The sequence below is a fragment of the Mammaliicoccus lentus genome (genome assembly GCF_002902755.1).
Taxonomy (GTDB): domain Bacteria; phylum Bacillota; class Bacilli; order Staphylococcales; family Staphylococcaceae; genus Mammaliicoccus; species Mammaliicoccus lentus.
Genome location: NZ_PPRS01000018.1, coordinates 105,678 through 117,411 on the forward strand (window position 1 = coordinate 105,678; position 11,734 = coordinate 117,411).

Sequence of the window (11,734 nt, forward strand, 5' to 3'; positions counted from 1 at the left end):
TTATACTTCTAATTTTTTCATTAATTTTTCTTCTGTAAAGACCCAACCGATATATGAACTTGTGACTTTCATATCGTCATCTAGTAGTAGTATCGCAACGAATGGATAATGGCCATTTTTTAAATATCTTAAATCGATGAACCTTAATTCTGTCGTATGTTGATCTACTCTAGTAACTTCCCATCTATATATTGAACTGAAGTTTAAAAATGCTCTGAGATTTTTGTCGAATTTAGCATGTTCCATAATATGGTCGTTAGGGAAAGCTTGTCTTTTGAAGACATCATTAAATGAAACGTTACGACCGTAGCTTCGTCCAACATAATCGTGCGTTTCAGTTTGTATCGCAATGCGCCATTCCATAAAACGAATGGTTGGAGCTACGAAAATTTTCACTGGATTATGCTCTTGTTGGATTTGTTTTAAAGCTTGTTTCTTGATAGCATCTTGTAATATGAATCGTATCGCATAATAAAATGCCAGTGCAAGGTATAGTGTGCCGAATGCAACACCCGCATTCAATCCTAATGTCCAAAAAAGTATAGCAATCAAATGCGTAATGAATATGATAGGGTCGAAGGTATTTATAATACTTAATTGTATCCATTTGTTAGAAATTGGCCGGAGTGCTTGTGTACCATAAGAATTAAAAATATCTACAAAAACATGAAAGAATACAGCAAGCTGTGTCCATAACCAAATGTGTAATAAATTAACACTTGGAAATATAACAAATATTAAAAATGATAAAATAAGTGGCCATAATAATGTAAAAGGAATAGAATGCGTGATTCCTCTATGGTTTTTTACATATATAGCATTATTTTTAAACTTCAATACTGTATCTATATCAGGAATTTGAGAGCCAACCATAATACCAGTTGCAACTGCTGCAAACGTTGGTGTTACGTTTGGATCTAACGTTGCAAGGCCAGTTAAGGCTACACCCATAACGACATGTGTTCCAGTATCCATAAATTTCACCTCTTTACTTTAAGGTATATGATATATATTATATAGCATAAGTATAGAAATCTTAAAGCAATTAACCAGAAAGTAGTGTCAAAATGTTAGAAATAAATGAATTTAAGCACGATTTACTTAAATGGTTTGATGAAAATCAAAGACAAATGCCTTGGAGAGAAACTAAAAATCCATATTACATTTGGTTAAGTGAAGTGATGTTGCAACAAACTCAAGTTAATACTGTAAGACCATATTATAATGCTTTTATAGAGCGTTTCCCTACAATTGAAGCATTAAGTACTACAAATGAAGAAGATGTCCTTAAATATTGGGAAGGTTTAGGTTATTATTCACGGGTTAGAAATTTTCATGAAGCGGTCAAAGAAGTCCACAACAAATATAATGGGAAAGTACCTGATGATCCAGAAAGCTTTCAATCCCTTAAAGGGGTAGGTCCATACACTAATGCTGCTGTTATGAGTATCGTACATAATCATCCATTGCCGGCAGTGGATGGAAATGTATTGAGAGTTTGGAGTAGGTTAACTTGTAACGATGCTGATATTGCTCAACCTAAAACTAAAAAATTGTTTGAAAAAGAATTGCAACCATTCGTAGAAACAAAGTCTGGTGATTTTAACCAAGCGATGATGGAACTAGGCGCTACAATCTGTACACCTAAAAAGCCTATATGTATATTATGTCCAGTTCAAAAGCACTGTGAAGCATTTGCAGAAGGTGTTGTTTCAGAATTACCAGTTAAGAAAAAGAAAATTAAGAAAAAAACAATTGATTATGACGTACTTTATATTACGAACCGAGAAGGTCAAATCCTTATACGTAAAAGAGATACTAAATTATTAAATGGTATGTGGGAATTTCCAATGTTTGAACAAGACACAAGTATTGATGCTATTGAAGATGAACTTGATGCTGTCATTACGATAGAAAATGAACCTGTTATACAAACTAAACATGTATTTACGCATATGACTTGGAATATGAAAGTATATAAGGCATACATGCAAAAAGAAAATATTAAACTACCTTATAAGTGGATGAACAAAAACGAAAAAGATACTTTGTCATTTTCTACATCAATGACTAAAATTTTCACGCAAATGAATCAATTACTTTAACTAAAACATTATTTTAGATTATTTATTGAAGTATGATATAATAGCTTGGTAAATATTTAAAAGGTGGTGTGGAACATGGTCAAAGAATCCATACCAAAAGAAGGCCAAGTAATTAAGGTTCAAAGTTATAAACATGATGGTAATATACATCGTGTATGGTCTGAAACAACAATTCTTAAAGGTACGAGTCATGTCATTATCGGTGGAAACAATCGTACACTCGTAACAGAAAGTGACGGACGAACTTGGGTTACAAGAGAACCTGCGATTGTTTATTTCCATGCTGAATATTGGTTTAATGTCATTTGTATGTTCCGCGACGACGGTGTTTATTATTATTGTAATCTTTCTTCACCATTTGTTTGTGATGAAGAAGCAATTAAATATATTGATTACGATTTAGATATAAAAGTGTACCCAAGTGGGAAATATCATCTCTTAGATGAAGATGAATATCGTCAGCATATGAAACAAATGAATTATCCAAAAGATATTGATACAATTCTACGAAGAAATGTTGATATTCTACAACAATGGATTGAAAGGAAAAAAGGACCATTTGCGCCTGACTTTATTAAAGTTTGGCAAGAAAGATTTCATTCTATTGATAGACATTATCCAGGAGAATGAAAAAATTATACAGCCTAGCGATCTGCTAGGCTGTTTCGTTTTGATATTATGAATGGGGGAACAAAAATGATCAAAAGGTATTTACAATTTGTAAAGCCATATACTTGGCATATTGTAGGTACGATTATCATTGGGATTTTAAAATTTGGGATTCCTTTATTATTACCATTATTAATAAAATTCGTTATTGATGATGTAATAAATAATGGTGCACTATCAATTGGGCAAAAAACTGAAAAGTTAACTTATGCACTATTAATTATGGGATTTATATTTATAGTTTTAAGACCACCAATAGAGTACTTTAGACAATATCTAGCGCAATGGACATCTAACAAGATTTTGTATGATATTCGTAAAAAATTATATACACATTTACAGGCTTTGAGTTCAAGATTTTATGCGAACAACAAAGCGGGTGAAGTAATTTCACGTGTTATTAATGACGTTGAACAGACAAAAGATTTTATATTAACAGGGCTTATGAATGTTTGGCTAGACTTAGTAACAATTGTTATAGCATTAAGTATTATGTTTGTTTTAGATATTAAATTAACTTTTGCAGCAATTGCAATTTTTCCACTATTCATCTTTAGTATTTATTACTTCTTCGGAAAGTTAAGAAGGCTAACTAGAAAAAGATCACAAAGTTTAGCTGAGCTTCAAGGTTTTCTACATGAGCGAGTTTCTGGAATGTCTGTGATTAAAAGTTTTGCTATTGAAAAAAATGAAGAAAAAAGATTTGACGAACGTAACCGTAATTTTCTAACGAAAGCTACTGAACATACATTATGGAACGCTAAATCATTTGCTGTCATCAATACAGTAACAGATTTAGGGCCATTGTTAGTAGTAGGTATCGGAGGATTTTTAGTTATAAATGGACAATTAACAGTAGGGACTTTAGCAGCATTTGTTGCTTACTTAGAACAACTTTATGGACCGTTACGTAGACTAGTTTCTTCATCAACAACGTTAACTCAAAGTATTGCTTCTATGGACAGAGTTTTTCATTTATTTGATGAAAAATACGATGTTAAAAATACAGAAGATGCCGAACCCATTAAAATTACGAATGGTGATATTGAATTTGAAAATGTTTCATTTAAATATAATGAATATGACGATGAAGTGTTACATCAAATTAATTTAAATATTAATAAAGGTGAAACAGTTGCATTTGTGGGCATGAGTGGCGGCGGTAAATCTACATTAATTAGTTTGATACCTAGATTTTATGATGTAACAGAAGGTAGAATTATGATAGATGAACATAACGTTAAAGATTTCACAACAGAGAGCTTACGTCATCAAGTAGGCATGGTTGAACAAGATAATATTTTATTCTCGGATTCAATTAAAGAAAATATATTATTAGGTAAACCAGACGCGACTGAAGATGAAGTCATTGAAGCAAGTAAAAAAGCTAATGCTCACGACTTTATTATGTCATTGCCTAATGGATATGAAACAGAAGTAGGAGAACGTGGTGTTAAACTTTCAGGTGGACAAAAACAACGTGTATCTATTGCGAGAATATTCTTAAATAACCCACCTGTACTGATTCTAGATGAAGCGACAAGTGCGTTAGATTTAGAAAGTGAAAAAATTATTCAAGATGCACTTGAAATATTAAGCGCTGAAAGAACGACTTTAATTGTTGCGCATAGACTTTCAACAATTACGCATGCAGATAAAATAGTCGTTATACAAAATGGAAATATTGAAGAAGTTGGTTCGCATAGAGAGTTAATGGAAGCTAGAGGCAGCTACTTCAATTTATACAATATACAATCTTTCGAGTAAAATTACACCCCCCTCTATCTAACTATGATATTATTAAGTTATCATAGTAGAAAAGAGGGGGAATTTTTATGACTTTTCTAAGTGTATTACAATTAATTGTGAACATATTATTTTTTGTTATTATAATTGGATTGTTAATCACGGGGGTAACGCTTTATATAATAGACAAAAGACAAAAACATCATAGCGTATTAAGAAATTATCCCTTACTAGGGAGAGCAAGATACTTTTTAGAAAGTGTTGGGCCAGAATTAAGACAATATCTAATATTAAATGATAACGATGGCAAACCATTTTCTAGAAAGCAATATTTAAATATGGTAATGCCAGGTAAATATAAGAGTCGAATAGAAAGTTTTGGTTCTAAGAGACAATTTGAAGAACCAGGTTTTTATATTCAAAATTCTATGTTTCCTATAGATGTTGATGAATTAGAAATAAATCAAAAAGATATGATGTCTACTTATATTTATAATGTTGATAATGAAGGGTTATTTGATAGAAAAGAGTCACAAGTTAAAAAAACTGTAGAACCTTATAAATTAACGGAAACTAATGAAATGGTAATTGGTCCAGAATTAAAGCATCCTTTTGTAGTAAATAGATTAGTAGGCCAATCAGGGATGAGCTACGGTGCACTTGGTAAAAATGCTATAACTGCATTATCTAAAGGCTTAGCAAGAAGCGGTTCTTGGATGAATACAGGAGAAGGTGGTTTAAGTGACCATCATTTATCCGGAAATTGTGACGTCATTTTTCAAATTGGCCCGGGATTATTCGGAGTAAGAGATAAAGCAGGTAACTTCGATGAGGATGAATTTATAGAGAAATCTAAAATAGAACAAGTAAAAGCTTTTGAACTAAAATTAGCTCAAGGTGCAAAAACAAGAGGCGGGCATATTGATGGCAAGAAGATAACGAAAGAAATTGCTGAAATTAGAAACGTGACGCCATATGAAACTGTTAACTCACCAAATAGATTTGAATTTCTACATAATAACCTAGAGCTATTACAATTTGTTGATAAGTTAAGAAATCTATCAGAAAAACCTGTAGGAATTAAAATCGTAGTAGGTAATATAGAAGACTTAAAAGATTTGATAAGCGAAATGTCAAGAAGTGGAATCATTCCTGATTTCATTACAGTAGATGGTAGTGAAGGTGGGACAGGGGCAACTTTTCAAGAATTGACGGATACAGTAGGATTACCACTGTTTACTGCTTTACCACTGCTTGACCTAGAACTCAAAAACAACGGAATTAGAGATAAAGTAAAAGTATTCGCTTCAGGTAAATTAATTACACCTGATCAAATTGCTATTGCATTAGGATTAGGCGCAGATTTAGTCAATGTTGCAAGAAGTTTGATGATTAATGTAGGGTGTATCATGGCACAACAATGTCATACTAATAATTGTCCGGTTGGTGTTGCAACTACTGACCCTAAAAAAGAAACAGCATTAGTCGTATCAGAGAAAGAATATAGAGTGTCGAATTATATTGTAAGCTTGCATGAAGGATTATTTAATTTAGCAGCTGCAGTTGGAGTTAAAAGTCCGAATCAAATAGAAGAAAAACATATACTCTATAGAAGTTATAATGGGCACGTGTTAAATGGTATACAGTATAAAAAATCTTTATATAATGAAAAAAGAGCAATATAATAAAAGAGACGGAGACATAAAAGTGTCTCCGTCTCTTTTTAAGATAAGTGTTAATATTGTAGCTTTGCCAGTCAAACTTATAAATCGAAATCTTCCTCAGCAATTTCTATATCACTATCTTCAGGGTGGAATTTAAAGTAACTTGATGAAAGTCTATCTAAATGTAAAATACTAGATTTGTAATCCAACATTGCTGAAATGACTTGCATTATGTTTTCTATATCATAATCATCTTGATCAGGGTTACTTGTGATTTCTTTAATGAAAATATCCATTAGCTCTTCTTTATATGGTTCTACTAGATGATCAGGCACATTATCGAGTTCGTGTTTTGCTTTTTGTGAGATACGAACGAGTATTTGTTCATGTAATGCCATCAATTCATCTAATTCAAATTTCATTTGTACTTTAAAGTCATCATCTAAATTATGAATATCATTTTCATACCGATTCATTTTTCTCAATACTTCATAGGCTCGCCTAGTTGCCATGATAGCTTCTTTAAATAGCACCTTTTTGCGCATTTGAGCAAATGCTTTTTTCTTAGAATAAGCTCTCTCTTCTTTATAGAAAAGATAAAACTGTTCTAACTTTACAATACGAGTTCTAATATTTTCTAAATCTTGTTTAACGTAATGAAATTCTGTTGTACCATTTAATACTAATCTGAACCATTTAAATATATCTGTAGAGATATTTAAAGAGTTATAATACATTTTAGTTTCAAATTTTGGTGGTAGAAAAGCAAAATTCACTATGAATGCACTTGATACACCTATCATAACGAGAGCAAATCTGTAGAATGCAGAAATATAGAAGTCGCCTTCATGATGCCCAAGTATGATTAAAGCTGTAACAACGGCTAAATTAGAAACGTGTTGTAAATTAAATTTATAAAGTATTGAAATAATAATAACCGCAGTAAGACCAATAAAGACTACATTGTTACCAAAAATAGAGAATATGGTAATGGCAGTAACCGCACCAATGATATTACCTTGAAATTGTTCTACTACTGTTTTAAATGATCGATAAACACTTGGTTGCATAGCTACCATTGCTGTAACCCCAGCTATGGAAGTAAGCATGACTGAACCTGGTAGTAAATTTGCTAGAAATATAGCAAGGACAATTGCGATACCTGTCTTAAATATTCTTGCCCCAAATTTCATAGAACCATTCCTTTCTGTTGTTGAAGAAAGCTTGTAACTTTATTCACAAGTCTATTATATATATATAGGTTATACATTCTTTTTAAACAATTTTCAAGTTTATAGTTGAGATAAAGCGATATCTGCTGCTTTTATAGTTTCTTTTATATCCTCTTCAGTATGTTCAGTTGTTAAGAACCATGCTTCATATTTAGATGGAGCCAAATTGATACCTTGATTTAGCATAGATTTAAAGAATTTAGCAAACTTCTCACCATCTGTGTTTTCAGCTTGAATGTAATTTTCAACTTTTTCATCAGTGAAATAGATAGTCAAAGCACCTTTAATACGATTAATTGTAGCTTTAACATTATGTTTTTCAATTAATTCTAGAAGACCATCTTCTAATTGTTTACCTAGTTTATCTAAATAATCATATACATCAGGTTGTTCAAGAACTTCTAATAATGCAATTCCTGCTCTCATTGATAATGGATTACCAGCCATTGTACCAGCTTGATAAGCTGGACCTAAAGGTGCAACATGTTCCATGATTTCTTGTCGACCGCCATAAGCGCCGATTGGTAGTCCACCACCAATTACTTTACCAAAAGCAGTTAAATCAGGGTATACGCCCAGTAAGTCTTGAGCTGCACCATAATGGAAACGAAATGCTGTAATCACTTCATCGTAAATAACTAAGCCACCATGTTCGTGAGTAATATCATTTACAGCTTCTAAAAAACCTTCTTTAGGTTCAACCATACCAAAGTTACCTACAATAGGTTCAACTAGAACACCAGCAACTTGGTCGCCCCAATGTTCCATTGCTTCTTTAAATGATTCAATGTCATTGAAAGGAACTGTTATTACTTCTTGAGCTACACTTTTTGGTACTCCTGCGGAATCAGGCGTTCCTAATTGAGCTGGACCACTACCCGCTGCAACTAGTACTAAATCTGAATGACCGTGATAACAACCAGCAAATTTTATAATTTTATCTCTTTTTGTATATGCACGCGCAACTCTTATTGTAGTCATTACAGCTTCTGTACCTGAGTTGACGAATCTAATTTTTTCTAATGAAGGGATAGCTTCACGTAGCTTTTTAGCAAATGTAATTTCATATTCAGTTGGTGTACCTAGTAGTACGCCATCTTCTGCTGCTCCTTTAATAGCTTCAGTAATATGAGGATGAGCATGGCCTGTTATAATAGGGCCATAAGCTTGTAAATAATCTATGAATTTATTTCCATCTACATCATATAAATAAGCGCCTTTCCCTTTTTTCATAACTACAGGTGCTCCACCACCGACCGCTTTATATGAACGAGAAGGGGAGTTAACGCCACCTAAAATATATTCATCAGAAAGTGTCTGTAAATATTCACTATTTTTAAAATCCATTTTATCAACCTCTTTTGTTTTAATTATTTTCATATATATCGTATCATAAAATTAAGTATCTATCGTTGATAAGGAGTGTATATGATGACAAAAATTGGTGACAAATTTCCAGATTTTAATTTAAAGAATCAAAATGGTGAAACAATATCTAGTGAAGACTTAAAAGGCAGTAAATCTATTGTGTATTTTTACCCAAGAGATAATACACCTACATGTACTACAGAAGCATGTGACTTTAGAGATAATTTAGAAGATTTTAATGAATTGAATACTAAAGTATATGGTATAAGTGGGGACAGTGAGAAGAAACATTCTAATTTCTCAAACAAACATAGCCTAAATTTTGACTTGTTAGTAGATGAAGATTATCAATTATCTGAAAAGGTTGGTGTATATCAACTGAAAAAATCTTTTGGTAAAGAATCAATGGGGATAGTTCGAACTACATTTGTTCTTGATGAAGATAATAAAGTAATACATGTTATTGAAAAAGTTAAAGTTAAAACACAAATAGAAGACTTAAAAAACTTTTTGAAGGAATGATATAAATGAAGGTAGTTGCTTTGATGAAATTGAAGGATCAAGAAGAAAGATTAGTAAATGCATTTCCTAAAGTTGAATTTACTTTCTATAAGCATCCAGAATTAGCTGATAATGATGTATTAAAAGAAGCGGATGTATTGGTAGCTTATCATAGCGAAGTAGATGAAACCTTTTTAGATAAATGCAAGAACTTAAAATTGATAGCGTGGTTTGCTACTGGTGTAAATAATTTACCACTCGATTATATCGACAAAAGAAGAATTAAATTAACAAATGCTAGAGGCGTACACGCAATTCAAATTGCAGAGTTTATTTTTGGTTACATATTTAATGATATAAAACTATTTAAAGAAACATATGAAGCGCAAAAGAACCATGAATTTAAACATAAGTTAAATCCCGGTTCTATCTATAATAAGACAATCCTATTTTTAGGGACTGGCAAAATTCCTGAAAGAACTGCACGTATTGCGAAAGCATTTAATATGAATGTGATTGGTATAAATACAACAGGTCACAAAGTAGATGAATTTGATGAAGTATATTCTATAGAAGAAAGAGGTAAAGTTTATCATAAAGCAGACTTTATTGTGAATGTATTACCTGAAACAGATAACACGGTACATTTATTAGATGAACAAGACTTCAAATCTATGAATGATGATGTACACTTTATTAATGTAGGAAGAGGAACTGTAGTCTCTGAAGATGTGTTAGTAAAAGCATTAGAAAATAAAGAAATACGACATGCTTCTATAGATGTTTTTGAAATTGAACCACTGCCTGAGGATTCAAAGCTATATGATATGGAAAATGTTACGATAACCCCACACATCACGGGTAATGACAATCGTAATATGGAGAGATGTGCAGATATATTAATAGAAAATCTCAATAAAATGATAGAAAATGATAATAGCGAGTTAAATAATGAAGTGAATATTCAGTCAGGATATTGATTAATTGTTTGACAAAGCACTGTTATAGGGGCTATATTATAAATAATAATCATTATAAATTAGAAGGTGGGTGAAAGGATGCAGCATAGTACAGAAGATGTTGAACATTTATTAGAAGATGCGATTGGAACATTGAGAAGTACAGGCGTAAGAATAACACCACAACGTCAATCTATTCTTCAATATTTAATAGAAGCAGATAGTCATCCTACAGCTGATGAAATTTATCAGTCACTTTCACCACAATTTCCAAATATGAGTGTTGCTACAGTTTATAATAACTTGAAAGTTTTTAAAGAAACTGGACTTGTTAAAGAATTAACATATGGTGATGCATCAAGTCGTTTTGATTTTGAAACACACAACCATTATCATATCATTTGTGATCAATGTGGAAAGATTACTGATTTCCATTATCCGAGATTAGATGAAGTTGAACAACTAGCTCAACATGTAACAAGTTTTTCTGTTACACACCACAGAATGGAAATATATGGTGTTTGTCCGGAATGTCAAAGTAAAAATAAAAACAAATAAAAAAGCTAAAGACTTTAGGTCTTTAGCTTTTTTATTTATGTTCTTCAGTATTATTATCCTGTTCGGCTTCTTCTAACTTCTTAGATTTACGTTTGTTGTTGTAATCTTGATTAAAAGTTTTTCCTTCTAAGTTCTTATCTAGAGTTAAAGGTTGATTACAATTTGCACAGATATCTGCTCGACCCAACATCTTAGTATATTGATCACAGTTTGGACATTTAACTTGTATTGTTCTCGAACTAAGCATCCCAATCCAGAAATAAACAATAAATGATAATCCTAATGCCAGCATACCAAGTACTAAGAAAATACTAAAAACAATTTGACTCTTGAAATAGTAAAAGAAGAATACACCTATATACATTATTATCATTCCTAAGAAGATTAATCCTAATGCAAAAGATCTTATTCTATTTATTTTACTAGTAGGTTTTTTACGAAATAGCTTCAATTCTATTCCCTCCACACTATTTAATACTGATAAAGTATAGCATATTTTCTATTATGATATATAGTGGCTTTTAAAGTGAAATAATATACATATTTGTTTGAATAAATCGTTGACGTTCTCTATATAACTTGATATTATAAAAAAGTCGTCGAAACACATAGACGAACACAACTTATAGAATTTGTTAAAAAGGTTAATAAAGTGTAAATTTGATGCTTGAATTTAACGAAATAACAATGTAATATAAATTATGCAAGTGAGTTACTTCGCAATTAACAACTTGAAAAGATTGTTTCTAGCGAAAAAACAAATTAAAACTTTTTAAAAATAAAGCTTGCATCGAAATAAAATAACTGGTATAATTGATTCTTGTAGCGGTTAAAAAATGAACATTGAAAACTGAATGACAATATGTCAACGTTAATTCCAATAATTGAGTACTGAAAGTACTTCAAAGAGTGATTGGCTTAACCAATCAACA

11 protein-coding genes are annotated in these 11,734 nt (G+C 31.6%); 7 read left to right on the forward strand and 4 right to left on the reverse strand.

Annotated elements, in window-relative coordinates; all coding sequences use genetic code 11:
* Positions 1-975 (reverse strand): metal-dependent hydrolase, encoded by a 975-nt coding sequence (locus CD135_RS06990; RefSeq protein WP_017000489.1) that lies wholly within the window; start codon positions 973-975, stop codon positions 1-3.
* Between the two features lie 92 nt (positions 976-1,067).
* Between CD135_RS06990 and mutY the strand changes: the two genes are divergently transcribed.
* The 4 genes from mutY (at position 1,068) to CD135_RS07010 (ending at position 6,205) form a co-directional block, all read left to right on the forward strand.
* On the forward strand, positions 1,068-2,105 hold the full coding sequence (gene mutY / locus CD135_RS06995; protein WP_103269095.1) for an A/G-specific adenine glycosylase: 1,038 nt from the start codon (positions 1,068-1,070) through the stop codon (positions 2,103-2,105).
* 75 nt (positions 2,106-2,180) lie between these two features.
* Entirely contained in the window at positions 2,181-2,735 is a 555-nt protein-coding gene (gene ntdP / locus CD135_RS07000; RefSeq protein WP_017000491.1) for a nucleoside tri-diphosphate phosphatase, read from the forward strand.
* Between the two features lie 66 nt (positions 2,736-2,801).
* Positions 2,802-4,541, forward strand: coding sequence for an ABC transporter ATP-binding protein (locus CD135_RS07005; RefSeq protein ID WP_017000492.1), 1,740 nt, complete (start codon positions 2,802-2,804; stop codon positions 4,539-4,541).
* A 68-nt stretch (positions 4,542-4,609) separates the two neighbouring features.
* Positions 4,610-6,205, forward strand: coding sequence for an FMN-binding glutamate synthase family protein (locus CD135_RS07010; protein WP_103269096.1), 1,596 nt, complete (start codon positions 4,610-4,612; stop codon positions 6,203-6,205).
* A gap of 77 nt (positions 6,206-6,282) precedes the next feature.
* On the opposite strand, the gene CD135_RS07015 is transcribed toward CD135_RS07010, so the two are convergent.
* Both CD135_RS07015 and CD135_RS07020 read right to left on the reverse strand, forming a co-directional pair.
* Positions 6,283-7,377, reverse strand: coding sequence for an FUSC family protein (locus CD135_RS07015; RefSeq protein ID WP_017000494.1), 1,095 nt, complete (start codon positions 7,375-7,377; stop codon positions 6,283-6,285).
* A gap of 99 nt (positions 7,378-7,476) precedes the next feature.
* A complete protein-coding gene (locus CD135_RS07020) occupies positions 7,477-8,763 on the reverse strand; it encodes a glutamate-1-semialdehyde 2,1-aminomutase (RefSeq protein ID WP_017000495.1) in 1,287 nt (428 codons plus the stop codon).
* 84 nt (positions 8,764-8,847) lie between these two features.
* Here CD135_RS07020 and bcp point away from each other — a divergent pair, with 84 nt between their 5' ends.
* The 3 genes from bcp to perR all read left to right on the forward strand — a co-directional run bounded on the left by bcp (position 8,848) and on the right by perR (position 10,802).
* On the forward strand, positions 8,848-9,306 hold the full coding sequence (bcp, locus tag CD135_RS07025) for a thioredoxin-dependent thiol peroxidase (protein ID WP_017000496.1): 459 nt from the start codon (positions 8,848-8,850) through the stop codon (positions 9,304-9,306).
* A gap of 5 nt (positions 9,307-9,311) precedes the next feature.
* A complete protein-coding gene (locus tag CD135_RS07030; RefSeq protein WP_103269097.1) occupies positions 9,312-10,265 on the forward strand; it encodes a phosphoglycerate dehydrogenase in 954 nt (317 codons plus the stop codon).
* Positions 10,266-10,343: 78 nt separating this feature from the next.
* Positions 10,344-10,802: a peroxide-responsive transcriptional repressor PerR gene (perR, locus tag CD135_RS07035; RefSeq protein ID WP_017000498.1), complete on the forward strand. Its 459-nt coding sequence runs from the start codon at positions 10,344-10,346 to the stop codon at positions 10,800-10,802.
* A gap of 31 nt (positions 10,803-10,833) precedes the next feature.
* On the opposite strand, the gene CD135_RS07040 is transcribed toward perR, so the two are convergent.
* Positions 10,834-11,253, reverse strand: coding sequence for a YgzB family protein (locus CD135_RS07040; RefSeq protein ID WP_017000499.1), 420 nt, complete (start codon positions 11,251-11,253; stop codon positions 10,834-10,836).
* Positions 11,254-11,734: the final 481 nt, after the last annotated feature.